The 25229-nt window shown below is 41.9% G+C and carries 26 protein-coding genes; 18 read left to right on the forward strand and 8 right to left on the reverse strand.

All coding sequences use genetic code 11. The features are described 5' to 3' along the window. Positions 1 to 55: 55 nt before the first annotated feature. The 5 genes from ACQKL5_RS00100 to ACQKL5_RS00120 all read left to right on the forward strand — a co-directional run bounded on the left by ACQKL5_RS00100 (position 56) and on the right by ACQKL5_RS00120 (position 4574). Positions 56 to 748: a DUF2953 domain-containing protein gene (locus ACQKL5_RS00100; protein ID WP_427605813.1), complete on the forward strand. Its 693-nt coding sequence runs from the start codon at positions 56 to 58 to the stop codon at positions 746 to 748. Between the two features lie 15 nt (positions 749 to 763). Next, entirely contained in the window at positions 764 to 1288 is a 525-nt protein-coding gene (ytfJ, locus tag ACQKL5_RS00105) for a GerW family sporulation protein (protein WP_427605815.1), read from the forward strand. A 127-nt stretch (positions 1289 to 1415) separates the two neighbouring features. Further along, entirely contained in the window at positions 1416 to 1916 is a 501-nt protein-coding gene (gene tpx / locus ACQKL5_RS00110; protein WP_427605817.1) for a thiol peroxidase, read from the forward strand. Positions 1917 to 2208: 292 nt separating this feature from the next. Beyond that, complete coding sequence (locus ACQKL5_RS00115) at positions 2209 to 3195, forward strand: class I SAM-dependent methyltransferase (protein WP_427605819.1); 987 nt, start codon at positions 2209 to 2211, stop codon at positions 3193 to 3195. A gap of 164 nt (positions 3196 to 3359) precedes the next feature. Continuing rightward, positions 3360 to 4574 (forward strand): acetate/propionate family kinase, encoded by a 1215-nt coding sequence (locus ACQKL5_RS00120; RefSeq protein ID WP_427605821.1) that lies wholly within the window; start codon positions 3360 to 3362, stop codon positions 4572 to 4574. Positions 4575 to 4646: 72 nt separating this feature from the next. Here the strand turns inward: ACQKL5_RS00120 and ACQKL5_RS00125 are convergent. After that, positions 4647 to 5977 (reverse strand): IS3 family transposase gene (locus tag ACQKL5_RS00125; RefSeq protein WP_427605823.1). Its coding sequence is split into 2 segments (ribosomal slippage): positions 4647 to 5605 and positions 5605 to 5977, totalling 1332 coding nucleotides; the frame shifts between segments, so codons are not numbered across the junction. Positions 5978 to 6236: 259 nt separating this feature from the next. On the opposite strand from ACQKL5_RS00125, the gene ACQKL5_RS00130 reads away from it, so the two are divergent. Both ACQKL5_RS00130 and ACQKL5_RS00135 read left to right on the forward strand, forming a co-directional pair. Next, a complete protein-coding gene (locus ACQKL5_RS00130) occupies positions 6237 to 7079 on the forward strand; it encodes an EcsC family protein (protein WP_427605824.1) in 843 nt (280 codons plus the stop codon). Next, positions 7076 to 7588: a MogA/MoaB family molybdenum cofactor biosynthesis protein gene (locus ACQKL5_RS00135; RefSeq protein ID WP_427605825.1), complete on the forward strand. Its 513-nt coding sequence runs from the start codon at positions 7076 to 7078 to the stop codon at positions 7586 to 7588. The genes ACQKL5_RS00130 and ACQKL5_RS00135 overlap by 4 nt, the downstream gene beginning before the upstream one ends. A gap of 59 nt (positions 7589 to 7647) precedes the next feature. Here ACQKL5_RS00135 and ACQKL5_RS00140 read toward each other — a convergent pair whose 3' ends face one another. Continuing rightward, a complete protein-coding gene (locus ACQKL5_RS00140; protein WP_427605827.1) occupies positions 7648 to 7962 on the reverse strand; it encodes a hypothetical protein in 315 nt (104 codons plus the stop codon). 215 nt (positions 7963 to 8177) lie between these two features. Between ACQKL5_RS00140 and ACQKL5_RS00145 the strand changes: the two genes are divergently transcribed. Together ACQKL5_RS00145 and argH are read left to right on the forward strand one after the other, a co-directional pair. Next, entirely contained in the window at positions 8178 to 9383 is a 1206-nt protein-coding gene (locus tag ACQKL5_RS00145) for an argininosuccinate synthase (RefSeq protein ID WP_427605829.1), read from the forward strand. Continuing rightward, a complete protein-coding gene (gene argH / locus ACQKL5_RS00150; protein ID WP_427605830.1) occupies positions 9380 to 10759 on the forward strand; it encodes an argininosuccinate lyase in 1380 nt (459 codons plus the stop codon). Before ACQKL5_RS00145 ends, argH begins: the two co-directional genes overlap by 4 nt. A 52-nt stretch (positions 10760 to 10811) precedes the next feature. On the opposite strand, the gene ACQKL5_RS00155 is transcribed toward argH, so the two are convergent. Further along, positions 10812 to 11261 (reverse strand): universal stress protein, encoded by a 450-nt coding sequence (locus ACQKL5_RS00155; protein WP_427605832.1) that lies wholly within the window; start codon positions 11259 to 11261, stop codon positions 10812 to 10814. 85 nt (positions 11262 to 11346) lie between these two features. Further along, the gene (locus ACQKL5_RS00160) at positions 11347 to 12444 is read right to left on the reverse strand and encodes a M24 family metallopeptidase (protein ID WP_427605833.1); all 1098 of its coding nucleotides are present in this window, start codon (positions 12442 to 12444) and stop codon (positions 11347 to 11349) included. A gap of 114 nt (positions 12445 to 12558) precedes the next feature. Between ACQKL5_RS00160 and ACQKL5_RS00165 the strand changes: the two genes are divergently transcribed. The 3 genes from ACQKL5_RS00165 to ACQKL5_RS00175 all read left to right on the forward strand — a co-directional run bounded on the left by ACQKL5_RS00165 (position 12559) and on the right by ACQKL5_RS00175 (position 15009). Then, complete coding sequence (locus ACQKL5_RS00165) at positions 12559 to 13239, forward strand: metal-dependent hydrolase (protein WP_427605835.1); 681 nt, start codon at positions 12559 to 12561, stop codon at positions 13237 to 13239. 155 nt (positions 13240 to 13394) lie between these two features. Beyond that, positions 13395 to 13622: a hypothetical protein gene (locus ACQKL5_RS00170; protein WP_427605837.1), complete on the forward strand. Its 228-nt coding sequence runs from the start codon at positions 13395 to 13397 to the stop codon at positions 13620 to 13622. A 67-nt stretch (positions 13623 to 13689) separates the two neighbouring features. Continuing rightward, positions 13690 to 15009, forward strand: coding sequence for a DRTGG domain-containing protein (locus tag ACQKL5_RS00175; RefSeq protein ID WP_427605838.1), 1320 nt, complete (start codon positions 13690 to 13692; stop codon positions 15007 to 15009). A gap of 27 nt (positions 15010 to 15036) precedes the next feature. Here the strand turns inward: ACQKL5_RS00175 and ACQKL5_RS00180 are convergent, their stop codons facing one another. After that, positions 15037 to 15339, reverse strand: coding sequence for a YtpI family protein (locus ACQKL5_RS00180; protein WP_427605840.1), 303 nt, complete (start codon positions 15337 to 15339; stop codon positions 15037 to 15039). Positions 15340 to 15507: 168 nt separating this feature from the next. On the opposite strand from ACQKL5_RS00180, the gene ACQKL5_RS00185 reads away from it, so the two are divergent. After that, complete coding sequence (locus ACQKL5_RS00185; RefSeq protein ID WP_427605842.1) at positions 15508 to 16446, forward strand: DHH family phosphoesterase; 939 nt, start codon at positions 15508 to 15510, stop codon at positions 16444 to 16446. 19 nt (positions 16447 to 16465) lie between these two features. Here ACQKL5_RS00185 and ACQKL5_RS00190 read toward each other — a convergent pair whose 3' ends face one another. From ACQKL5_RS00190 to ACQKL5_RS00200, 3 genes are read right to left on the reverse strand one after another with little or no spacing between them, the layout of a single operon-like run. Then, on the reverse strand, positions 16466 to 16849 hold the full coding sequence (locus ACQKL5_RS00190; RefSeq protein WP_427605844.1) for a VOC family protein: 384 nt from the start codon (positions 16847 to 16849) through the stop codon (positions 16466 to 16468). Between the two features lie 12 nt (positions 16850 to 16861). Continuing rightward, positions 16862 to 17365 carry a sporulation membrane protein YtrI gene (gene ytrI / locus ACQKL5_RS00195; RefSeq protein WP_427605846.1) on the reverse strand — a complete coding sequence of 168 codons (504 nt, stop codon included), beginning with the start codon at positions 17363 to 17365 and terminating at the stop codon, positions 16862 to 16864. Continuing rightward, a complete protein-coding gene (locus ACQKL5_RS00200; protein ID WP_427605848.1) occupies positions 17362 to 17697 on the reverse strand; it encodes a YtrH family sporulation protein in 336 nt (111 codons plus the stop codon). Before ACQKL5_RS00200 ends, ytrI begins: the two co-directional genes overlap by 4 nt. 184 nt (positions 17698 to 17881) lie before the next feature. Here ACQKL5_RS00200 and dnaE point away from each other — a divergent pair, with 184 nt between their 5' ends. The 5 genes from dnaE to accA all read left to right on the forward strand — a co-directional run bounded on the left by dnaE (position 17882) and on the right by accA (position 25176). Beyond that, on the forward strand, positions 17882 to 21241 hold the full coding sequence (dnaE, locus tag ACQKL5_RS00205; RefSeq protein ID WP_427605850.1) for a DNA polymerase III subunit alpha: 3360 nt from the start codon (positions 17882 to 17884) through the stop codon (positions 21239 to 21241). A gap of 111 nt (positions 21242 to 21352) precedes the next feature. Beyond that, entirely contained in the window at positions 21353 to 22594 is a 1242-nt protein-coding gene (locus ACQKL5_RS00210; protein ID WP_427605852.1) for an NAD(P)-dependent malic enzyme, read from the forward strand. Between the two features lie 65 nt (positions 22595 to 22659). Next, the gene (locus ACQKL5_RS00215; protein WP_427606579.1) at positions 22660 to 23229 is read left to right on the forward strand and encodes a FadR/GntR family transcriptional regulator; all 570 of its coding nucleotides are present in this window, start codon (positions 22660 to 22662) and stop codon (positions 23227 to 23229) included. Between the two features lie 88 nt (positions 23230 to 23317). After that, the gene (gene accD, locus ACQKL5_RS00220; protein ID WP_427605854.1) at positions 23318 to 24181 is read left to right on the forward strand and encodes an acetyl-CoA carboxylase, carboxyltransferase subunit beta; all 864 of its coding nucleotides are present in this window, start codon (positions 23318 to 23320) and stop codon (positions 24179 to 24181) included. Continuing rightward, on the forward strand, positions 24178 to 25176 hold the full coding sequence (gene accA / locus ACQKL5_RS00225; RefSeq protein WP_427605856.1) for an acetyl-CoA carboxylase carboxyl transferase subunit alpha: 999 nt from the start codon (positions 24178 to 24180) through the stop codon (positions 25174 to 25176). Before accD ends, accA begins: the two co-directional genes overlap by 4 nt. Positions 25177 to 25229: the final 53 nt, after the last annotated feature.

Consider the following 25229-nt stretch of genomic DNA (forward strand, 5'->3'; position numbering starts at 1 on the left):
AGGTTTATTTTTTTTTGCCCAGGCCGATAATGAATGGCTGAAAGGGTGTGGACGTGTGAAATGGCTTTTAATCATAATGGCTATCCTCTTAGTGGTGTTGCTTCTTCTCATTTTCACGAAAATCAAAGTGCACTTTTCCTATAAACGTGTTCAAAAAGATGATCTAATTCATATGAAAATGACGGCTTGGTTCGGCTTGTTACATTATACCTTGAAGGTACCAGTCATAAAAAAGGACGATAAATCAGCTGCTCTCATCGTAGAGAAAGAAAAAGGCATGACGGATGAATCAAAAAAAGAATCAATAGAAAAAGTTACAGCGGAAGATTTCCTCAACGGATTAAGCGACATCCGGACCCTGATTCATCACATAGTTAATTTGCATCGGATCATCCGAAATTTCCTTGGTAAGGTCCAGGTAAAAGAGTTTGCCTGGCATAGTGTGGTAGGTACGAAAAATGCTGCCCAAACGGGAATACTAACGGGAAACTGCTGGGCCCTTAAAGGCACCATCATTGGCTTGTTGACCACCTATCTGGACTTCCGAATCATGCCTGCCTATACGATTACACCGGATTTTTATCGAAGACAGGCCCAAACGTCATTCACCTGCATATTAGAATTTAGAATCGGGCAAGCTATACTGACTGGGATAAAATTGCTTCGCTACTGGAAGGGCGGTAAAGTGTCATTCAAGTCTAAGACATTAGCGAAGTTTACTGGAGATTCCAATAAACAAACGATGTAGAGTGGAGGAATTTAAATGTCTGATCACCCAATACAAGGTTTAATGAAAGAAGCCATGGAAAATCTGAAAGAAATGGTTGATGTTAACACGATTATCGGAGATCCAGTGGAAACTCCTGATGGAAGTGTCATCTTGACAGTTTCTAAAGTCGGCTTCGGATTTGCCGCTGGAGGCAGTGAATTCGTCATTGACGGGAATCATCAGGGGCAGCAACAAGGACAACAACAAGGTCCTTCCAAACAACCATTCGGTGGCGGTAGTGGTGGTGGCGTATCAATAACACCTATCGCATTTCTTATAGTTGGCACACATGGTGTGAAGATGATTCATTTAGATGAAGGCACCCATCTTCTGGAGAAAATGATAGATTTGGCACCGCAGGTCGTTGATAAAATTCAATCGATGCTGGCTAAGAAAGATAATCAATCGAAAAAAGATAGTAGTCCAAAAAATTCTATGGACAGTCAACAGAATTCTATGAACAGTCAACAATCAGGACAACCTAAACAACAGCAACCTAAACAGGATTTGGATTTTTAGAAGCGACTCGGCGTCCGCCGAGTTTTTCTTTTTATATTTTCGCGTTCTTCAATTCAATTAATTGCAAAATTACGATAAAACAAATATCATAAAACTTGTACATACGCATATAAAGGAGGAATTTTTAATGGCTTCAGTTACTTTTAAAAACAACCCGGTCACTTTAGTGGGACCAGAACTTAAAGTTGGGGACAAAGCTCCTGATTTTACAGTATTGGCTAATGATTTAACACCGGTTACACTAAGCGACTCTAAAGGCACAGTCCGTATTATCAGTGTAGTGCCTTCCGTTGATACAGGTGTCTGTGACGCACAAACACGTAAATTCAATGAAGAAGCGTCCAAACTGGATAATGTGAAAGTATTGACGATTAGTAATGATCTTCCTTTCGCACAAAAACGCTGGTGCGCAGCAAGCGGACTGGACAATGTCCAAGTTCTTTCCGATCACCGCGACCTTTCTTTCGGGGAAGCTTACGGTGTTGTGATGCAAGAACTTCGATTATTGGCTCGTTCCGTATTCGTGGTGAACAGTAACGATGAAATCACTTATGTTGAATATGTAAGTGAAGGTACGACTCATCCAAATTATGAAGGTGCTATCGAGGCAGCTAAAACTGCAAAATAAGAAGAGATTAATTTCTAAAAGCCAGGCGAATTGTGCCTGGCTTTTTATTTTGATGTTGAAATGGTATCAACGGATTTTTATCCTTTACGCTCCCCTTAATAGTAGTCATTTCAAGTTAGCGGAGTTGACCTTTTAAAAATCATCCATTAATCCACATGATGTAAGAAATAGGTTGCCTTAATAAGGGAACATTCTGTTAAATGTTTGATGGAAGATTGACAGGGCATACGACTTGTAACTCTTACTCCTTACCTTTAAAATAAGGACAGAAGCAAACAGGAGGAATAAATAAGTGAAGTCTACCCCAGTTGAAGAACTATTTTATGAATTTGATGAAACAACCAAAATACTGCAAGATGAATTATCATGTACATATCTCGATGCATTGGGAGAAACAGGAGAGAACTTCTTTCAAGGTAAAGTGATGCAGGAAGAGATTAGCGAAGAATCAAAGAAAGTTTTAACGAAGCATTATACGGAATTCTCATTAGAGAAGTATGAGAAGGAAGCCATTCGTAAAGCGTACCAACTTTCCATCCTGAAAGGCATGCAGCAAAGCGTACAACCAAACCACCATATGACTCCGGACGCCGTTGGGATTTTCGTCAGCTATTTAGTCGGCAAATTTACGGCCAAACAAAAAGAACTGGTCATGCTAGATCCAGCTGTAGGGACGGGCAACTTACTATTTGCCATCATGAACCAGTTGACCGATAAAAATATTGAATCATATGGCGTAGAGATTGATGAAACGCTAATCAGGCTTGCATATGCAGGGGCTAATCTACAAGAGCACCCACTGTCATTTTTCAATCAGGACAGCCTTGAACCGCTCTTCATCGACCCATCGGATGTTGTGGTTAGTGATCTGCCAGTCGGTTATTATCCGAATGATGTTCGTGCAGCGGAATATGAGCTGAAGGCGGAAAATGGACACTCTTATGCACATCATTTATTCATAGAGCAAAGTGTAAACCATGTGAAAGATGGAGGATATTTATTCTTCATTGTCCCGAATAATTTATTTGTTTCGGAAGAAGCTCCGAACCTCAATGATTATTTGAAAAAATATACCCACATCCAAGGGATGGTGCAACTACCGCTTTCAATGTTTAAAAATGAAGCGGCAGGAAAGAGCATTTTAATTCTGCAAAAGAAAAAAGATGGAGTCGAGGCTCCAAAGAAAGCATTGTTGGTCCAACTTCCGAAGTTATCTGACTTCGAAGCAACGAGGTCTGTCATGGAACAGATGGATCAATGGTTCAAAGAAGAAAAGTAAAGGTCAAAAGCTGATGCCAAAAGGCATCAGCTTTTATTTTTCAAAAGATAAAGAGTTTTTTAAATTGTTGAAATTTTATTGATTCGAATCAGTTTGCCATGATAAGATATATACAATATATATTGCACGTTTGTAGACTATCTTAGAGTAAAGGAGCAGGATGGATGTCTAAAATCATGGCTATAAATGCAGGCAGCTCTTCTTTAAAGTTTCAGCTTTTTGAGATGCCTTATGAACATGTAATTACGAAAGGTCTTGTGGAAAGAATCGGTTTGAAAAACTCCACGTTCACTTTGAGTGTTGAAGGCGAGAAAATTTCTGAAACGTTGCACATCCCAAACCATGAGGTGGCTGTCGGGCTTTTACTGGAAAAACTGATTCAGCACCGGATCATAAATTCTTTCGAAGAAATAGAAGGCATGGGACATCGAGTCGTGCATGGTGGTGAAGTATTTAGCGAATCGGTTTTAATTACTGAGGATGTAATAGGGCAAATCGAGAAGCTCTCAGATTTAGCGCCCCTCCATAATCCTGCTAATATTACGGGAATCAGGGCATTTAAGCGAATATTGGGTGAAGTTCCGGCGGTCGCAGTATTTGATACGGCCTTTCATCAAACATTGGAACCAAGTTCATATATGTATAGCTTGCCATTCGAGTACTATGAAAAATACGGCATCAGGAAATATGGGTTCCATGGGACATCTCATAAATATGTATCCCAGCGTGCAGCAGAGATGATAGGAAGGCCCGTAGAACAGCTAAGGCTGATATCCTGTCATTTAGGAAATGGGGCAAGTATCACGGCCATCAAGGAAGGGAAGTCGATTGACACTTCGATGGGCTTCACGCCGCTTGCTGGAGTGACAATGGGAACACGGTCAGGTAATATCGATCCGGCTTTGATTCCCTATATCATGGAGAAAACCGGAACGACTGCAGATGAAGTACTGGATGTGTTGAATAAGAAAAGTGGCATCCTCGCACTGTCTGGATTCTCGAGCGACTTACGCGATATCCAATTGGAAGCTGATGAGGGAAATGAACGTGCAGAACTTGCACTAGATGTATTTGCTGGTCGCATACATAAATACATAGGATCTTATACAGCGAAAATGGGCGGTGTGGATGGAATCATCTTCACTGCCGGTATCGGTGAAAATAGTCAAACCATACGTGGGAGAATATTGGAAGGGCTTGAATTTATGGGGGTATATTACGATGAGGACCTTAATCGTACCTCAGGTGTAGAAACATTCATAAATTCACCATTTTCTCCGGTGAAAATCATGGTCATCCCTACCAATGAAGAAATCATGATCGCCAGAGATACGATGAATATTATAATGAATGAAAGTTTAGAAGATATATTTTCTTAAATGTAAGAACCTCCTTACTCAAGTGGTGAACTGTGCCCTATAAAATGGACATTCTAAAAAAAGACCTATAGTTTAAACAGCTAAAAGATGGCTCCCGTATTGTGCGGGAGTCATTCTATTTAGGCTCCATTGATAACGATTTATATTGTATTCCTCTATGTATTCTTCAATGATGAGGGATAACTCCTCAAATGTTTGACACTCTGAATAATCCACTTCATCTTTAAAATGACCAAAGAATGATTCCATGGGGGCATTATCCCAACAATTTCCCTTCCGGGATATAGATTGTATGAGACCTAGTTTCTTTACTCGTCGTTGAAACTCAGGGTGTGTATAATGAACACCTTGATCTGAATGAATCAACGATTCAGGATAAAACAGTTCATTCACTGAATCGGCGAGTTTTTCCAATGTCCGATAAACAAGGTCCATCTTGAGGCTTTTAGATAAGTGATAGGCAACGATTTCCCGTGTAACAGAGTCTTTGACGCAAGAAAGATAAGCTGGCTGTCCAGAACCATAATAGACGTAAGTGATATCTGTAAGAAAAGTTTTCCTTGGTTCTCCTTGGTTAAATCTCCTATTTAAGAGGTTTGGAACGACTTTATGCTCATGAGTGGCTTTTGCCATTTTCTTATAAGGATTCGCTTGGCGAATTCTTGGCTTTAGGTTGAACTTATTCATAAGACGCCGAATTTTCTTGTGGTTCATCGTGACAAAAAAATCGTTCTCTAAAATCATTTTGATAGTGAGGGCGCCAGCCTTCTTCTTCTTTCCTTCAAATACTTTGTTAATGAGTTCATAATCCTGCCAATCTTTCTCTTCAAGATTTAATCGGATACTTTCTGCCTGCAACCACGCATAATATCCACTACGACTAACTTCTGCCATTTCACAGAAATATGAAACCATATTCGTAAGACTATATCTACGAATGATTTTTTCAATTAATATGAATGTTTCACTCTTTGTTATTTTTTCTTCTTCGATGCCTGCCTTTCTAGTTCGTCTAGCTTTTTTAGGAATTCAAGTTCTGCCTCTAAATATTTAATACGTGCCTCTGCTTTCTTTAACTGATTCTCCTGTGTATCAGACTTGGGTTTCAGTCTCTCTCCCTTGGCTTTCCCACGACGCTCCGTATAGAATCCATCCACCCCATATTGTTCAAATACTTTTCTCCAGCGCTTTAAGCAGCCTTTTGGCTTATCTGATCCAATCATGGCCAAATCAAATCCATGTTCGATAAAGATTTGTGTAGGTGACTTTCCTGCTTTATTTTCTTTAACAGCCTTTACTTTGAAATCAGGATGATAAGCAATTGACCGCTCGGACACTTGTTTTACATGTGGATTATTCTCTAATCGTTTTATTTGAAATTCATTAAAAATAATTTTACTCATTGTTATATCCTCCGCCCAACTATCTTAAATTGATTATAAACGGGGTTTTAATATGAGGACATAGAAAAACCCCGAATAAGGGACTTTTTTTACCGTGTCCATTATTCGGGGTATAGTTCAATGGTGTAGGGAGGTTTTTTTCATTTTTTTATGGCTATCCTAGGAATGACCAGGCGTTCTTTCATATTCTTGAAAAGCAGACCTATGTGATATACTTAAAGGGAGAATACACCAATTCTTTATAAAGGAGGCTTGTTGTATGGAATTCACAAATCGAGACATGAAAACTTGGAATGAAATTAGTGAATGGCAAGATAAACTAAATCAATATGATCCGACCGACTTGGCATCATTATATGATAAATGGTTAGAACAAAGTTTTTCGCTGCTTCCTGAAGATGTTCAAAAGCAGTTTTTCGAAAAGCTCGATACTTGGCTGTTTCATTTGCATGCAATGGTACAGAGCTCACCGATTCAAATAGATGCTAGAGACCGCATTTTAGCATCGGCCCGTGTTTTCAATGAAGAGATTGAAGTGATTAGAGATATACAACTTTTAACAATTGACCAATTGAATTATATAGCCAACCAGCATATTGCTAAGCACCGACTATATTCTTTTGTGCAGGGGGGAATAAGCGGTCGTGGAGGGTTACTCCTGCTTGGAAGCGATATTCCTGCCATGACAGTCATTAATGTCCGAACCGTACAACTGATTGCAATGTCCTATGGTTTTGAAGTGAATACACCCTTTGAAATGATGATGGCCCTGAAGGTGTTCAATGCAGGTGCAATGCCTAAGAGGCTTCAAGGAGCGGCTTGGGAAGATTTGATAAGGGAATATCAAACTGCGGAAGATGATTATTGGTATTGGGGCATAGAGGAATTGACGAATCCGACCTGGATGGAACAGCCATTAAAACAATTGTTAAAAGCTGTTTCGATTACTGTTTTCAGAAAAAAACTAATGGGCGGAATACCGCTTATCAGTATGGCCATCGGCGCTGGTGCTAATTACCAAATGACGAAAGATGTTAGTGAATTCGCCCAGAAGTTCTATCAGTATCGATACTTACAGGGAAAGAAGGCAGATGAAGAGTGAGTGTCAACGAACATAAAAAAATCATTGCGGAGCCTATTCGCTGTAAGGTCATTACCGTCAGTGATACGCGGAATGATGATACGGATAAAAGTGGCGCCCTGATGATGGATCTTCTAAAGTCAGAGGGACATGTAGTGACCGAATACGAAATCGTTAGAGATGAACGAGATGCGATCCAAGGAGCAGTAACGGCAGGCTGTAAAAGCAGTCAAGTCGATGTCATCCTAACAAATGGTGGCACAGGCATCGCCAAAAGAGATGTAACGATCGAGGCGGTAAAAGAATTGATGACCAAAGAGATACCTGGCTTTGGTGAACTATTCCGTATGCTGAGCTATCAAGAGGATATTGGGTCTGCAGCCATCTTATCAAGGGCCATTGCTGGAGTGGCCTTTGACAAAGCGATTTTTTCGACTCCCGGTTCCTCGGGCGCGGTTCGCCTAGCGATGAATAAATTAATCCTTCCTGAATTAGGTCATGTTGTTGGTGAACTTAGGAAAGATATATAAGTGAAAACGTAAAAACCTCCGTTTTTAAAAGCGGAGGTTTTTTTTGCATGAAAATGGGCTTAATTATGCATCTTTTCACTTATTCCTTGATCGGCACGATACCAGAGCCAAAGATCATTAATCACAGAAGCGAGTTCAGCAATTTCACTATTCAGCTGGCAGGACAAAACGAAATTACTTTCATCCGAGAGCTGCGTTTGTTTCCGATTGATGGTCGATTCTAATTCCTTTATACGGTCAGGGATGTGTCCCCGGATAGTTTCCCAGAATGCGAGTATGCTATGCTGCTCGCCTTTCGTGTATTCATCCCATTCCATAGGTAAATCAGGGATGAAGATTCCTAATCGTTCATCATACGTAAAAAGCTCTTTCATAAGTCCTCCCGTAACTACAGTTTTCATACTCTTAGTCTACTATATTTTAACGTAAGCATCTATTGTGTGAATTATAAGGAATTATCGAAAAATTTTTACTGAAATCAATGAAATACCCCTTGTATTCCGTGTATAAAAATGATAAAGTACTATTCATAGATTGAATAAAAATAACAACGGATGAATTTTTATTCACACGAAAGGGACGATAAAACATGGCAAATCAAAAAGTAGTTTTAGCATATTCTGGAGGATTAGATACCTCTGTTGCAATTAAATGGTTACAAGATCAAGGATACGACGTTGTGGCATGCTGCTTGGATGTCGGTGAAGGGAAAGACTTAGACTTCATTAAAGAAAAAGCAATCACTGTCGGCGCTGTTAGTTCATACGTAATTGATGCGAAAGATGAATTTGCTGATGAATTTGCGTTAACGGCTCTTCAAGCCCATACTTTATATGAAGGAAAGTATCCTTTAGTATCAGCTCTATCACGCCCACTCATCGCGAAGAAGCTAGTGGAAGTGGCTGAAGCAGAGAATGCAGTAGCAGTTGCGCACGGTTGTACGGGAAAAGGAAATGACCAAGTGCGTTTCGAAGTATCCATTTCAGCTTTAAACCCTAATTTACAAGTTCTTGCCCCAGTTCGTGACTGGAGATGGTCTCGTGAAGAGGAAATTGAATATGCCGCGAAGAATGGAATTCCTGTTCCTATCGGTTTAGCTAGTCCTTACTCAATCGACCAGAACCTATGGGGAAGAAGTAACGAATGTGGAATCCTAGAAGATCCATGGGCGGCTCCACCGGAAGAGGCATATGATCTGACAAACAGCCTTGAGAACACACCGGATACTGCCGATATCATTGAAATCGGATTTGAACAAGGTGTACCGGTTACGTTGAATGACAAGAATTACAAATTGGCTGATTTGATTGTTAAATTGAATCAAATTGCTGGTAAACATGGTGTCGGCCGTATCGATCATGTTGAAAATAGATTAGTAGGAATTAAATCACGTGAAGTATACGAAGCTCCAGGCGCAATGACATTGATTGCAGCACACAAAGAGCTAGAAGACATTACATTGGTTAAAGAATTGGCTCATTTCAAACCAGTAATCGAAAAGAAAATGACGGAATTGATTTATGAAGGACTTTGGTTCTCTCCACTACAAAAAGCATTGGCTGCATTCTTGAAAGAGACACAAGTAAGTGTTACGGGTACTGTTCGTGTGAAACTCTTCAAAGGTCACGCCATTGTGGAAGGAAGAAAATCAGAGTACTCTCTATATAATGAAAAACTAGCAACTTATACAAAAGCTGACGAATTCGATCATGAGGCAGCAGTAGGCTTCATTAAATTATGGGGACTTCCAACGAAAGTGAACAGCATGGTCAATAACAAGAAGGTGACAGTGTGAGCAGCAAGCTTTGGGGAGGAAGATTCACGAAATCTGCCGAAGAATGGGTAGATGAATTTGGGGCTTCCATATCCTTTGATCAGGAACTTGTCCTAGAAGACATTCAAGGCAGCTTGGCACATGTCACGATGCTGAAGAAGTGTAATATATTGCCTGAAGAGGATGCTGATCAAATTATTGTGGGCCTGAAAGGTTTACAGGAAAAAGCAGAAAAGGGCGAATTGACTTTCAAGGTGGAGATGGAAGATATCCATCTTAACCTTGAAAGCATGCTTATTGAAGCAATTGGTCCGGTCGGAGGTAAGTTGCACACCGGTAGAAGCCGTAACGACCAGGTTGCAACAGATTTGCATCTGTACATGCGTAACCAAACGAAAGTGATTCTTGAACTCATTAATGGACTCCAAGGAGCGATTTTGGAACAGGCTAAAAAGAATGTAGAAACACTCATTCCGGGGTATACGCATTTGCAGCGTGCCCAGCCGATTTCATTCGCTCACCATTTAATGGCTTATTTCTGGATGCTGGAGCGCGATAAACAACGTTTCACTGAAAGCTACAAGAGAATCAACATTTCTCCATTGGGTGCTGGAGCGCTTGCCGGGACGACTTTCCCGATTGACCGTGCGCTAAGTGCGGAATTGCTTGGATTTGACGGGTTTTATGAAAACAGTTTGGACGCAGTGAGCGACCGTGACTTTGCCCTGGAATTCATGAGTAACAGCGCAACGATGATGATGCATTTATCTCGTTTTAGCGAAGAAATCATTCTTTGGTCAAGCCAGGAGTTCCAATTTGTTGAACTGGACGATGCTTTCTCTACGGGAAGCAGCATCATGCCGCAAAAGAAAAACCCTGATATGGCGGAGTTGATCCGCGGTAAAACAGGACGGGTTTACGGGAATCTAACAGGGTTACTGACAGTATTAAAAGGACTGCCACTTGCTTACAACAAAGATATGCAAGAAGATAAAGAAGGCGTTTTTGATACGGTTAAAACGATTGTTGGTTCACTTAAAATTTTCGCGGGCATGATCTCAACGATGAAAGTGAAAAAAGATGTAATGGAAAAAGCAACGAAGAATGACTTTTCGAATGCAACCGAATTGGCCGATTATCTGGCTTCGAAAGGCATGCCTTTCCGTAAAGCCCATGAAGTCGTTGGCAAACTTGTTTTATTCTGTGTACAGAATGGCTGCTATTTAGTCGACCTTAGCATGGAACAATTCAAGGAAGCATCGGAGTTATTCGAAGAGGATATTTACGATGCATTAAATCCATATGAAGCAGTTAAACGCCGCAATAGTGCAGGTGGTACTGGGTTTGCCCAAGTGCAGCTTGCGATTGAAAAAGCGGAGAAGCTCATAAGTGAATAACATGTAAAAAAGCTCGTACACCGATTTGGTGTACGAGCTTTTTTTACATGGATTAGTTTTTATCGTTACGGACAATGATGACATCACAACTTGAATGTCGGACGATACCTTCTGATACGCTGCCGATTAAGAAACGTTCAACGGCATTAAGTCCTGTCGCACCGCACACAATTAAATCAATGGTATATTTTTTGGCTAAATCTCTTGGGATTTTAACTTTAGGAGAACCGTACTCCACTTCCGTTATAACGGAAGTGATCCCTGAGGCAATCGCTTCTGTCTTATACTTTTCCAATAAGTCATTGGCAAAGGTTTCTGAGCGGTCACGGATGTTCATATCATATGCTTCGATGGTCGGGAAATTCCTTGTGTCGACGATATGTGCTAGCACTAAGGTCGCGTCGCTTAGTTTGGCCAAATAAATCGCCTTTTTCAAGGCCCATTCTGCTTCTTCAGAACCGTCCACTGCTACTAGGATATTTTTATAATCTAACGTACCCATAATGAATCTCCTCCTTCAGCTTAATCCAATTATACATTATTTTCCCTTGGATAATTGTAACGAATTTGCGAATCTTTGTTTAAATCTATCTTAGTATTTGGAGGCTTTTCGGATATTTCGTCAGGACTTCACAGCCTGTATCGGTAATATACAAATCATCCTCAATCCTGACACCTGCGACATTAGGAACGTAAATACCTGGTTCGATGGTATAAACCATTCCGGTTTGCAGTTTAAGTGGATTCGTTTCCTTAAGAGATGGGTATTCATGTACACTAATGCCCAGTCCATGCCCAAGACGGTGTGGGAAATAGTCCCCGTATCCTTCGTTACCGATAATGCTTCTTGCAATCCGGTCGATCTCGGAACAAGCGACACCGGGTTTACTTGCTGCAACGGCAGCTTCTTGTGCTTTAAGGACCGTTTCATAGATTTCGGCTTGTTTATCATTGATGTCCCCGAAAGCGACGGTTCTGGTGATATCCGAGCAGTATCCTTCATGCACCACACCTAGGTCAAAGAGAACAAGGTCGCCGCGCTGAACTTTCGTTGTCCCTGGAGTTCCATGGGGCGAAGCACCGTTTTTACCAGTCAGGACCATCGTTGAGAATGACATCTCGCTAACGCCGACCTTCTTCATTTCATATTCAATCGTCGCGAGGATTTCCATTTCGGATTTACCTTCGCGAATTTCGCTGACGCCTATTTCAATGGCTAAGTCAGCAAGTCGACAGGCTTCACGAATCTTGACCATTTCATCATCCGACTTAATCATCCGCATCTGCTGTAGCTTTTCTTCGGCTGAAACAAGGGTCGGTGCGTCAAAATGTTGCTGTATGTTTTCATAGCGCTCTACATTCATATGCTCTTTCTCAATGGCGATTTTCTTCAAGGTTACTCCACGTTGATTGACAGCCTTCTTGATCTTTTCCCATGGATCTTCGATATCGGTATAGCCGATGATCTCTCCGTCCCATCCAGCTTGTTTCGCATCTGGCACTTCCATTTGCGGACAAACTAAAAATGGCTCGGCGTGATTGAAGATGGCTAGTGCAAGCAGCCTTTCATGTGGGTCACTAAAGAATCCACTGCAATAAAAGACGTTTTCGGTAGAAGTAAGAATGGCTGCATCTAACTCATTGGTTTGCAACCAGGTTTGTATTTCGCTCAAATGTTTATTCATGACGATTCCTCCATAGATAGGATATAATTACCTTAGCAATAACTATGTAAATAGTAAATGGTAAAGCTTTTGAAAAATTTCAAAATTGTGTGTATCAGAAGGGAGCATCAGTATATGAAAGTATCTTTTCATGGACATGCCATCGTGAAGGTGGAAACCAAGGGTAAGACGATTCTTTTTGATCCATTCATTACGGGAAATGAATTAACGGATTTGAAGGTGGATGATGTTAAACCAGATGTAATCATCTTAACACATGGCCATAATGATCACATTGGTGATACGGTGGAACTAGCGAAGAAACACAACGCCCTTGTTATCGGAATTGCGGAAATAGCTGCGTATTTAGGGAATCAAGGCGTCAGGACACATGGTATGAGCATTGGTGGTGCATTTGAATTTGATTTTGGCAAAGTAAAGTTGACGCCTGCATTTCATGGAACAGGATTCAATACCGAAGATGGTCAGATCATTTATTTGGGGATGCCTGCCGGCGTATTGTTAACAGTAGAAGGAAAGACGATTTATCATGCAGGGGACACGGCGGTTTATTCTGACATGAAGCTGATCGGAGAAAGACATCCGATTGACCTGGCATTTTTACCTATTGGTGATAATTTTACTATGGGGCCGGAAGATGCAGCACTTGCGGCTAAATTCCTCCAGGCAAAAAAAGTGGTACCGATTCATTACAATACTTTCCCGGTCATCAAACAGGATCCCAACAAGTTTCTTGACCTGCTTGAAGCGAAGAACGGGGTAGTGATGGAAGCTGGAGATGAAATGGAATTATAACGACTTAACAGGAGCCTCATTGAAGGCTCCTTTTTATTTAGTAGGATTAAGAATGGATTGAGCAGAACGGTTAGATAAAAATTGCAATCAGGCCCAGATTCTTTTTACTCTTCTTCAAACATAAAATTTAGAGAAGAAATGAAGGAGGGCGTTCAATGAAGCAAAGGTTATTACTCTGTTTGCTCTTATGCGGTGTGATGTTGTATTATGCGGTACCACGTCTGTCATTGGAAAGCGGTGGTTTGGAGAGCCTATTCGCGGGGACTTGGTTGTTATTCGCCCTGTTAGCGGTGGCCGGTAATTTGACCGGTATTTTGTATTCTCCTAAAAAACAGAAAGTGAAACGTCAACATGAAAAGAAAAGGTTGCGTGAATATTATTAGTTGTTTGATAATCTAGGCTCTTTCACCTTATAATGGTATAAGGAATACCGTGAAAAGGGTGAAGCGCTTGGCTACAAAGCATGAACAAATATTAAAACATATCGATGGACTCCCGGTCGGCGAAAAGATTTCCGTCCGCCAGATTGCCAAAGTCTTGAATGTAAGTGAAGGTACGGCATATCGTGCAATTAAAGAGGCGGAGAATCAGGGCTATGTAAGTTCCATTGAGCGGGTCGGCACGATCCGTATTGAGAAAAAGAAAAAAGAGAATATTGAAAAACTTACGTTTGCCGAGGTAGTTAATATTGTTGACGGACAAGTTCTAGGCGGAAAAACGGGTCTTCATAAGACATTGAATAAATTCGTAATCGGGGCGATGAAGCTTGAGGCGATGATGCGATATACGGATGCAGGGAACCTGCTAATAGTGGGAAACCGTACCCAAGCTCATGAGCACGCGTTGAAAGCGGGTGCAGCCGTGTTGATTACCGGTGGCTTCGATGCGGAAGAATCAGTGAAAAAATTAGCCGATGAATTGGAAATGCCGGTCATCTCAACGAGTTACGATACATTTACAGTAGCAACCATGATCAATCGGGCGATCTATGACCAATTGATCAAAAAGGAAATTTTATTGGTTGAGGATATTCTCACCCCCGTTCAGGAAACGACCTTCTTAACTGTGGGAGATCGAGTGCAGAATTGGCATGAATTGAATCAAGAATCGGGGCATAGCCGTTTCCCGGTTGTGGATGAAAACATGAAGGTTCAAGGCATGGTCACCTCGAAGGATATCATGGGCCAAGAAGAAATGACGCTCATCGAAAAGGTGATGACAAAAAATCCGATGACCGTAGGGGATAAAATGAGTGTCGCTTCCTCTGCCCATATGATGGTGTGGGAAGGCATCGAGTTGATACCAGTCGTAAGTGATAGTCATATCCTAAAGGGCATCGTAAGCAGACAAGATGTATTGAAGGCATTGCAAATGAGTCAAAGACAGCCGCAGGTGGGTGAGACGATAGATGACACGATTACCAGTCAGCTTGTAATGACCTCTAGCCAAGGCAAGGGGCAGGAAGTGTATAGCTACGGTGTTACACCACAAATGACCAATTATCTTGGAACGATTTCAAGCGGGGTGTTCACGACACTGGTTACGGATTCAGCCAATCGTGCGCTCAGAAGCTATAAGCGCGGTGACTTAGTCGTCGAAAACATGACGATTTATTTCATTAAGCCTGTTCAAATCGACAGTACGCTTGAAGTTCATCCCCGTGTCCTCGATGTGGGCCGTAAATTCGGAAAAGTGGACGTTGAGGTATTTAACCAAGGGAAGCTGGTTGGAAAAGCCATGCTGACATGTCAGTTGCTTGATCGTTCTTAAATAACGAAAGAGGATAATCGAATTCGATTATCCTCTTTCGTTTGCGGCTTCTTCGATAGCATGGGGAAGATAAAATTTATACATTTTATATCCGCCCCAGAAGCTGAATAGTCCCACCAAGATGAATACGGCGGCAATGATATACGTAACGGTCGTTTGGAAAAGGAAAAGCTGATTGACTCCAAATAAAGCGACAAAGGCACCCAGGGCCATGGAGGATTTTCCTGAAATCCATTTTTTCTCCATCGGCATTTTCGTGCGTACCGTTTTAATCTTGTAAAACACATAAATACCTAGTGACAGAACAATCAAGGTGACAAGGATAGGCATTGTTAATAATTCCCCCAATTTAACATATGTACCTTATTATTGTAGCGGGAATCTTTGGAGAATGCCACCGTAAAACAAGATGAGCCTTCCTATTTATCCAATTTTTTGATTAAATGAAATATATCCAGTTAATTTGTACAAGAATACATATGCATAAAGGAGACTTATATGAAAGCTGAAATTTTAGCAGACATCAAGCGTTTTGATACCATTATCATTCATCGTCATGTCAGGCCGGACCCCGATGCTTACGGTTCCCAAGGGGGATTGGCGGAAATCCTGAAAGCATCTTTTCCTGATAAGCAAATTTACACAGTCGGGAAAGAGGAACCTTCACTGAATTATTTAAGAAGACTTGATGTAATCTCGGATGAAATGTATCAAGGGGCATTGGTCATCGTTTGTGATACCGCGAATACTGATCGCATCTGTGACAGCCGCTATCCATCAGGGGAGAAGTTAATCAAAATCGATCATCACCCAAACGAAGATCCATATGGAGACATGCGTTGGGTCGATACGTCCGCGAGCTCTACGAGTGAAATGATTTATGAATTTTATCAATTTGGAAAAAATCAAGGCTTGAAGATGAGTGATGAGGCAGCTCGTCTATTGTATGCAGGAATAGTAGGTGATACTGGCCGTTTTCTTTTTCAAAGCACGACGGAGAAAACATTCGCTTATGCGAGTGATCTGATTCATTATTCATTTTCCCGTCCTCAGTTATATCAAGAGATGTATGACGTTGACGAAAGCATTGTCCGGCTAAATGGGTTTGTGCTACAAAACTTCGAGATCTTGCCCAACGGCACGGGGAAGATGATCATAACGAAGGATATCCTGGAAAAATTCCATGCAACGCCTTCAGAAGCCTCTCAACTGGTTTCCTCGCTTGGTTCGATTAAAAACGTAAAATCTTGGGTCTTTTTCATTGAAGAAGAAAAGGAAATACGCGTTCGGTTCCGTTCTAAAGGTCCAATCATCAACACAATTGCCAGGAAATACAACGGTGGCGGACATCCTCTTGCGGCAGGGGCCTCCATTTATTCTTGGGATGTAGTAGATCAGATCTTGGCTGAATTAGAAGAGGTAAACAAAGCTGAATAAGAATGACCAAAAGACCAAATCACCTTGGATTTGGTCTTTTGGCTTTTAGGTATTCACGCTGAGAGATTTTTAGCTGGTTGCCATCGGGATCTTTGAAATTGAACCATCGATCATTTTCAATCCCTGTTGTACATTCAGCTATTTCTCTTATATATTCATAGGCTTCAGTGACGTTCGTCGTGTTGAAGTGAAAGGGAGGGACTTTATAAATGCGATCTTCGGCAAATATCTTACTGTCCAACACAATTTCCGTTCCGACCATGGGCAAGACGTACATGTGTCCGAATAAAATCTCCCCTGTCACCGGGATGCCCAACAAGTCCGAATACCAATCGCGGGCGACTTCGATATTGCTCACAGGGATAAAGACCGTACCGATTTGGTTTAAGATTGGGTTCATCATTCACCTCTTCATTCATTTCGCCCTCTTGATTTTAAGTTCGATATTCATTTTTGTATAAAACATAATTTCGTAGACTTCCAGTTCATATCGCTTCTTATTGATTTCGATGATTTTATTTTCAATCGATTTCTTAAGCAACATTTTTCCGTTATATACGCTTACGACATCTTTTGCCAGAAGGGAAGAGAGGTCGTCTTCTATTACGTCCTCGGCATCGGCAATACTCAGCTGGTCGAGACTATAGAATTCCCCGTTGGTGATTTTCACCTCCACCTCTTGAATCGTCAAGATTTCTTCATTTTGTTGATTGAGTTTTTTGTAATCCTGCTCCCAGATGGCAATTTTATCAGTTAAATCTTTCATCTTTTCTCTCTGCTCATGAATGATCCGAATTTGCGTTTCCTGCTGTACCCCATACATGTAAAAGAAAATCACCCAGCTGAGCAGCCCGCCCAGCGCTGCCCCGGCAAAAAAACGCTGCCAGGTGGGGAGTCGATGATAGGGAGGGATCCTCATGGGGAAATATGCTCCTGTGTGAACCAGTTGATAATTATTGCTCCTGTCTGAGCACCACCGAGGGCGGAAAGGATCAATAGCACCTGCTTGACGATATCTTTCGTTTCGCCATGGAAAATGCCCCGCTCAAAATTATAAACCATATCGAAGGTTCCTCCGATCGCAGCGACAATCGCCCATATCCTGAGGCTGTCTGATAATCGGAACACCGTGGTCATAGGGGCTTGTCCCGTGAAAAAAGCCGCCAGCCCACCGATGATCGACCCTCCTAGCAAAACGCCGAGCGCTATGAAAAAACTGTTGATAAACGCGGGAACAAAGGCTTCATTCATGTATCATCATCCTTTTTGGCTTGATATTCTTCTACTCTATTTATATGGGGAGCATGGGGGGAATATGATAGCCGGTGAAAATCATGGTAGATGACTAGTATTGGAAATGAGAACATATTTTCTTTTTTTGAAATAAACACTATAATAAAAGGAAACATGCCCTTACAAAGGTGGGAGAAAAACCGTGTATACACATCTCCATATTCAGAGCGGATACAGCCTGCTGACAAGTACGGTGAAAATAAATGAGCTTGTGGCTAAAGCGAAAGCGGATGGCTGTACGAGCCTTGCGTTAACCGATCGAAACGTGATGTATGGATCGGTTTATTTTTATAAGGAATGCGAGAAACAGGGAATCAAACCGATTATCGGGATTCTCGCGGATATTCTTGATGAACAAGAAGCCGCACACCCCCTTCTTTTATTAGCAAAAGATCTTCAAGGGTACCAAAACCTGCTGAAAATAAGCAGTGCGATCAAAACCAAATCTCCGTCGGGAATTCCCTTCAATTGGCTTAAGGCCTATTCTAAGGGATTGATAGCTCTTTCGCCTGGTGCGGAAGGGCAAATAGAAACGCTATTAGAACAAGAAAAGCCAGAGGAAGCTAGGAAAGCTGCCGAGCAATTACTGCAGGTGTTTGGACGCAATCATTTTTATTTATCCCTTCAGAGGCTTGAGGTGGCCAATGAGGAGAAGCAAGTACAAGCGATCGGTCAGTTGGCTAAAGAGCTAGGAATCGGGCTTGTAGCGACGAATCCAGTCTATTATCTGAATCAAAGTGATGCATTAGCACAAGAAGTGCTACTCGCTATCGGAAATGGCGACAAGCTCGAAGACGAGACAAGGATCGTGCTTCCTTCTCAACAGTTTTATTTGAAAAGCCGTGCTGAAATGGTTGAACTGTTCAGTGACTTGCCGGATGCACTTCAAAATACGTTACATATTGCCGCGCAATGTAATCTCACTATTCCTTTTCAACGTTCCCTGCTGCCCAAGTACCCTACCGAAGCTGGAGTGACGGCCGAAGAATTGCTTGAAGCCATCTGTTTCCAAGGCTTGAAGAAAAGACGGCCTGAACCATCTTTCCAATATGAAGAGCGTCTCCGCTACGAATTGGAGGTCATTAAACAAATGAAATTCAGCGATTACTTCTTAATCGTCTGGGACTTCATGAAATTTGCAAGGGATCACCAGATATTAACGGGGCCTGGAAGGGGATCTGCAGCAGGATCGATGGTTGCCTATGTGTTGTCCATTACGGATGTCGATCCAATCGAACACTCATTGTTGTTCGAGCGTTTTCTTAATCCTGAGCGGGTTTCGATGCCTGATATCGATATTGACTTTCCGGATAACCGACGTGAGGAAGTGATTGCTTATGTCGCGAAGAAATATGGGGAGCTACATGTGGCCCAAATCATTACATTTGGAACACTAGCCGCCAAAGCAGCGTTGCGTGATACTGGGCGAGTGTTTGGTTTGAATTCAAAAGAGCAGGAAATGGTATCGAAAATGATACCCGGCCGACTGGGTATTACATTGCCTGAAGCGTTAGAAGAATCCAAGCGGCTTCAGGATTTCATAAGGGAAAGCGAGAGGAATCGGAAGCTTTTCGATACAGCTTTACTTCTTGAAGGTCTTCCCCGGCATACTTCGACGCATGCAGCTGGAGTCGTTATTAGCGACCAGGCACTCACTGAGCATATCCCGATCCAGGAAGGACATGATGGTATCCATCTGACACAATATCCAATGGACCTTCTCGAGGAACTCGGCCTTCTTAAAATGGATTTTCTGGGACTTCGCAATTTAACGCTCATTGATAATATTTTGAAAACCATCCAAAAAGGAACCGGAAAAAAACTGGATATATCCCATATACCTATGGACGACCCAAAGACCTTATCCCTGCTGGGCCGCGGTGAAACAACAGGCGTGTTCCAGTTTGAATCGGACGGCATAAGAAAGGTCTTAATCAATCTGAAACCGAATCGGTTTGAAGATATAGTCGCCGTCAATGCCTTATATCGTCCAGGTCCAATGGAAAACATTCCGCTTTACATTGAGCGAAAACATGGGTTGGCCCCAATAGATTACCTCCATCCAGATCTGAAAGAGATTCTCGATCCTACCTACGGCGTTATTGTTTATCAGGAACAGATCATGCAAATTGCATCAAGGCTTGCCGGATTCTCACTTGGAGAGGCCGATTTATTAAGGAGGGCCGTCTCGAAGAAGAAAAAGGAAGTATTGGATCAGGAGAGGCACCATTTTGTGAATGGGGCTTTAAAACAAGGATATTCCGAAAAAACAGCCGACGAAATTTATTCATTGATCGTCAGGTTTGCCAATTATGGATTCAACAGGAGCCATGCAGTGGCATACAGCGTCATCGCCTTTCAACTTGGATATTTGAAAACCCATTATCCTGAGTACTTCATGGCTGCACTTATGACTTCTGTAGTCGGAAATGATGAAAAGATATCCCAATATGCCCGAGAAGCTAAAAAGAAAGGCATTTTGGTGCTACCCCCTTCCATCAATGAAAGCGGCTATCCGTTTATACCGGTGAAAGAGGGGATTCGCTTCAGCCTTGGCGCCATAAAGGGAATTGGGGGGACGGTCTTAAAAGAAATCTTTGCGGCCAGGAGACAAAAGAAATTTGCCGACCTATTCGATTTTTGTTTACGGGTTTCCGGGAAAATCGTCAATAGAAAGGTATTGGAAGCATTAGTACACTCAGGTGCCTTTGATGAATTCGGCGAAGACCGGGCCACCTTGCTTGCCAGTTTGGACATCGCAATCAATCATACCGAATTGGTCAATCCAGATGATGATTTATTTGATTTGTTTTCAGATGATGAGTTCTCGCTAAAACCTAAATACAACTATGTCGAGCCCATCCCTATAGAGGACAAGCTTATCTTTGAAAAGAGCGTCCTTGGAATGTATCTATCCAATCATCCTGTTACGAGCCATAAAGAACTCTTTGGGCATTTTGGATGCCTGACCATCGACGAAGCTTTAAGTAAAAAAGAAGCAAAAATCATGCTTGGTGTGTACATCACGGCAGTTAAAGCCATTCGGACGAAAAAAGGTGATGTGATGGCCTTCTTGACGGTTAGTGATGAAGAAGGTGACCTTGAAGCCGTCGTCTTCCCAAATGTGTACAAAAGTTATTCTGCATTCTTGAATCACGGACAATTAGCGATGCTACAAGGTACATTGGAGGAGCGAAACGGGAAAAGCCAGCTCATCATTCAACATGTATATCCGTTGGAGCAAGTAAAAAATATGGCGCAGGAAAAAACGGGAACACTGTTCTTGAAAATTGAATCCGATAAGCAAACAAAAGACACTCTTCAAAAAATAAAAAAAATATTAATCCAGCATAGTGGCAACACGAAGGTCATGCTATTTTATGAACGGGAAAACCGCTATGTACAGCTATCTTATTGGGATTGGGTCAACCCGGCTGATAACCTAATCAATCTTTTGAATGGATTGTTAGGAAAAGGGAATGTGGTTTATAAGAGAGAATAACTATTTTACAACCTAACTAGTTATGTTATATTGAATGCAGGCCATGTGGTCTGACCACTAGATTTCAGCATAAAAATTCCGGGTTGCCCAATTCGTTTTAGGAGTGAAAATATGACATTAAGAGAAGAAGCATTACATATGCATCGCTTGAATCAAGGAAAATTAGAAACCGTTTCAAAGGTATCAGTTAAAAATGCTGTAGATTTAAGCTTGGCTTATTCTCCTGGTGTCGCGGAGCCGTGTAAAGAGATTTATGAAAAACCGGAAACCGTCTATGACTATACAATGAAAGGCAACACGGTAGCCGTTATTTCTGATGGAACGGCAGTATTGGGTCTAGGTAATATCGGTCCTGAAGCCGCATTGCCTGTTATGGAAGGCAAAGCTGTTTTGTTCAAGAGTTTTGCAGGAGTGGATTCGTTCCCAATCTGTTTAAAAACGACGGATGTGGATAAAATTGTAGAGACCGTTAAATTGCTTGAACCAACTTTCGGTGGAGTGAACCTAGAAGATATTGCAGCACCGAACTGTTTTGAAATCGAAGAACGACTAAAAAAAGAAATGAATATCCCTGTATTTCATGATGATCAACACGGTACAGCCATTGTAACCGTGGCCGGTCTTGTAAATGCATTGCGCCTTGTAGGGAAATCGATAACAGAAATTAAAGTGGTGGCAAGTGGGGCCGGTGCGGCAGGTATTGCCATCATCAAGTTGCTTTATAGCTATGGAGTACGTAACATCATCATGTGTGACACGAAGGGTGCCATATATGAAGGACGTACGTTAGGCATGAACGATATAAAAGAACAAGTGGCTAAAGTAACCAACCGGGATAGAATGCAAGGAAATCTCGCGACTGTAATTAGGGGAGCGGATGTATTCATCGGTGTGTCTGCTGCAGGTGCGTTAAGTCAGGATATGGTTTCTTCCATGAACAAAAATCCAATCATATTCGCCATGGCCAATCCCAATCCGGAAATCATGCCGGAGGAAGCGAAAGCTGCGGGTGCCAAAGTAGTGGGGACAGGCCGTTCGGACTTCCCGAACCAGGTTAATAATGTTCTTGCTTTTCCTGGAATCTTCCGAGGCGCATTAGATGTCCGTGCAACACATATCAACGAAAAAATGAAGGTGGCGGCTGTCGAGGCGATTGCTGGTTTAATAGAAGAGCATGAGCTGCATGAAGATTATGTTATTCCCGCCCCTTTTGATGCTAGAGTAGCACCTGCAGTTGCTGCAGCTGTGGCAAAGGCGGCTATGGAAACCGGAGTGGCAAGAATTCACGCGGATCCTGACGAAATTAAAGAGAAAACAAGAAAACTAGCAAACATAGGAAAAAGTGAGGAATAACTAATTTGGCAGATCGTACTTCTTCATCCAAAATTTATCTCGATGTTGTGGAGAGCCTGCGTAGCATGATTGAAGCAGATAACCTCTTACCGGGTGATAAAATCCCTTCTGAACGGGAGTTATCAGATCGCCTGAATGTTGGACGTTCTTCTGTCCGAGAAGCATTGCGAGCACTAGAGCTTTTAGGATTGATAGAAACTAGACGTGGTGAAGGGACGTTTATCAGGGATTTCCAGGAGCATAAGTTAGTAGAGCTTCTGGGAACCTTTTTTTTGCAAGATAAAAAGGTCCAAGAAGACTTAGCTGAAACAAAACGGTTAATTGAAATCGATTGTTTGAAGATTGTGGCCTTCTTCGCCCCAGCCCAAGAGATTAAATCACTAATCGACTGGGTCAAGGAAGAAGAATTCCATGACGATGATTTCTTCTTGAAGATTGCCATATTAAATCGCAATCGTTTGCTTGAAAGAATCTGGCGTATTGTCAACAGCTATGCTAGAACATCAGATAAGGTACTAGCCGACACAAAAAAAGAAGACTACCATACATTACTTACATACTTGCTTGAAAGAGATGAAGAAAAAGCCATCGAAACCTATCTAATTAAAATTAGAAATATGTCGAAGGACGAGTGACACCTTTTTACACGAACCTAATTTTATTTCTGATATAGTTTGTGCCAAGTATCCAAAAGGATAATTGGCGGTAAAGGGAGGATTAAGCTTGCTTAAAGATCTATTTGCAAAATCTAAGAAGAAATATGCAACGGTTCCTTTAAATCGTGAAAAACAAGATGTACCTGAAGGAATCATGACTAAATGCCCTGGTTGCAAAAAAATCATGTATACAAAAGAATTGGTGAAAAATAAGAAAGTCTGTTTACATTGTGGGTTCCATCATTCCATGTCCTCTCATGAACGAATAGAATTTCTTTTCGATGTCAATAGTTTTACAGAATATGACAAAGAATTGATTTCAGTTAACCCTCTCGAGTTCCCGGATTATCTGGAGAAATTGGAGAAGGATAAAATAAAAGCCAAAATTAATGAAGCTGTCGTTACAGGGGTAGGTAGCATAAATGGTTATGAGGTATCAACGGCTATCATGGATTCCAATTTCCGAATGGGAAGCATGGGGTCTGTCGTTGGTGAAAAAATTACACGGGCGATTGAACGGGCTGGCGAATTGAAGATACCATTCATCATTTTTACCGCATCTGGCGGTGCACGTATGCAAGAAGGGGTTCTGAGTCTAATGCAGATGGCTAAAACCAGTGCTGCCCTTAAAATGTTCAGTAATGAAGGTGGATTGATCATTTCAATGATGACCCATCCGACTACTGGTGGGGTCTCAGCAAGCTTTGCCTCTCTAGGGGATATCAATCTGGCTGAACCTGGTGCCTTGATAGGGTTTGCTGGTAGACGGATTATTGAACAAACCATACACGAAGATCTTCCTGATGACTTCCAGACATCCGAGTTCTTAATGAAACACGGCCAATTGGATGCTGTGGTTAAACGTACGGAAATGAAAGAAACATTGACAACAATCCTTAAAATTCATGCCCCAGGTGGTGAATGGTTATGATTTATGAATTAGAGTTTGAACGTCCCGTAACAGAGCTTCGGAGCAAGATTAAAGAACTCAGGGAAATAACAAAAGGAGCCGATGTTGACTTGGCTGCTGAGATAGAAAATTTGGAAAATCGTCTCGAGAAATTGGAAGCGGACATATACAACCACTTGAAACCGTGGGATCGTGTACAGATTGCTCGCCATCCAGCTCGTCCGACGACACTTGATTATATTCCTCTAATATTTAACGAGTTCATGGAATTCCATGGTGATCGCTATTACGGTGATGATGAAGCCATCGTAGGTGGCATCGGGGAATTTGATGGACTTGCTGTGACCATCATCGGTCATCAGCGTGGTAAGGATACAAAGGAAAATATTCGTCGTAATTTTGGTATGCCTCATCCTGAGGGCTATCGAAAAGCATTACGTTTGATGAAACAGGCCGAAAAATTCAATCGCCCCATCATTTGTTTTATAGATACAAAGGGGGCTTTCCCTGGTAAAGCAGCGGAAGAGCGCGGACAAAGTGAAGCCATTGCGAAGAACCTTTTTGAAATGGCGGGTCTACAAGTACCTGTTATCAGTATTGTCATTGGTGAAGGGGGAAGCGGTGGAGCACTGGCGCTTGGAGTGGCCGATCGGATATATATGCTGGAGAACTCAACCTATTCTGTAATTTCTCCAGAAGGAGCAGCGGCTATCCTTTGGAAAGATGCTTCGCAAGCGAAGCGAGCAGCCGAATCCATGAAAATCACGGCTCCCGATTTAAACCGATTGGGTGTCATTGATGAAATTATTCCTGAAGTCAGAGGCGGCGCCCATCGTGATGCCAATGAGCAAGCGAAAGCGATTAAAGAAATGTTAAATTCATCGCTAAACGAGCTACTATCTCTAAGTAGCGATGTATTAATTAATCAACGCTATGAAAAATTCAAAAAAATTGGTGAGTATGAATTGGAAGGACAGCCAGAAGGAAAGTTACTGGAAGTGGAACAACATTCATAAAAGCATGGCCATTGAAAATACGTGCTGCCGACCGGCAACGCGTTTTTTCAAGC

Source organism: Peribacillus sp. NPDC097675 (assembly GCF_050277655.1).
In the GTDB taxonomy this organism is placed as follows: domain Bacteria; phylum Bacillota; class Bacilli; order Bacillales; family DSM-1321; genus Peribacillus.

What these genes read in the sequence shown, in the direction of transcription:
- ytfJ (WP_427605815.1), top strand. Translation starts at nt 764, where the DNA reads ATGTCTGATCACCCAATACAAGGTTTAATGAAAGAAGCCATGGAAAAT.
- tpx (WP_427605817.1), top strand. Translation starts at nt 1,416, where the DNA reads ATGGCTTCAGTTACTTTTAAAAACAACCCGGTCACTTTAGTGGGACCA.
- ACQKL5_RS00120 (WP_427605821.1), top strand. Translation starts at nt 3,360, where the DNA reads ATGTCTAAAATCATGGCTATAAATGCAGGCAGCTCTTCTTTAAAGTTT.
- ACQKL5_RS00130 (WP_427605824.1), top strand. Translation starts at nt 6,237, where the DNA reads ATGGAATTCACAAATCGAGACATGAAAACTTGGAATGAAATTAGTGAA.
- ACQKL5_RS00140 (WP_427605827.1), bottom strand. Translation starts at nt 7,962, where the DNA reads ATGAAAGAGCTTTTTACGTATGATGAACGATTAGGAATCTTCATCCCT.
- ACQKL5_RS00145 (WP_427605829.1), top strand. Translation starts at nt 8,178, where the DNA reads ATGGCAAATCAAAAAGTAGTTTTAGCATATTCTGGAGGATTAGATACC.
- ACQKL5_RS00155 (WP_427605832.1), bottom strand. Translation starts at nt 11,261, where the DNA reads ATGGGTACGTTAGATTATAAAAATATCCTAGTAGCAGTGGACGGTTCT.
- ACQKL5_RS00160 (WP_427605833.1), bottom strand. Translation starts at nt 12,444, where the DNA reads ATGAATAAACATTTGAGCGAAATACAAACCTGGTTGCAAACCAATGAG.
- ACQKL5_RS00165 (WP_427605835.1), top strand. Translation starts at nt 12,559, where the DNA reads ATGAAAGTATCTTTTCATGGACATGCCATCGTGAAGGTGGAAACCAAG.
- ACQKL5_RS00170 (WP_427605837.1), top strand. Translation starts at nt 13,395, where the DNA reads ATGAAGCAAAGGTTATTACTCTGTTTGCTCTTATGCGGTGTGATGTTG.
- ACQKL5_RS00180 (WP_427605840.1), bottom strand. Translation starts at nt 15,339, where the DNA reads ATGCCTATCCTTGTCACCTTGATTGTTCTGTCACTAGGTATTTATGTG.
- ACQKL5_RS00185 (WP_427605842.1), top strand. Translation starts at nt 15,508, where the DNA reads ATGAAAGCTGAAATTTTAGCAGACATCAAGCGTTTTGATACCATTATC.
- ACQKL5_RS00190 (WP_427605844.1), bottom strand. Translation starts at nt 16,849, where the DNA reads ATGATGAACCCAATCTTAAACCAAATCGGTACGGTCTTTATCCCTGTG.
- ytrI (WP_427605846.1), bottom strand. Translation starts at nt 17,365, where the DNA reads ATGAGGATCCCTCCCTATCATCGACTCCCCACCTGGCAGCGTTTTTTT.
- ACQKL5_RS00200 (WP_427605848.1), bottom strand. Translation starts at nt 17,697, where the DNA reads ATGAATGAAGCCTTTGTTCCCGCGTTTATCAACAGTTTTTTCATAGCG.
- ACQKL5_RS00210 (WP_427605852.1), top strand. Translation starts at nt 21,353, where the DNA reads ATGACATTAAGAGAAGAAGCATTACATATGCATCGCTTGAATCAAGGA.
- ACQKL5_RS00215 (WP_427606579.1), top strand. Translation starts at nt 22,660, where the DNA reads ATGATTGAAGCAGATAACCTCTTACCGGGTGATAAAATCCCTTCTGAA.
- accA (WP_427605856.1), top strand. Translation starts at nt 24,178, where the DNA reads ATGATTTATGAATTAGAGTTTGAACGTCCCGTAACAGAGCTTCGGAGC.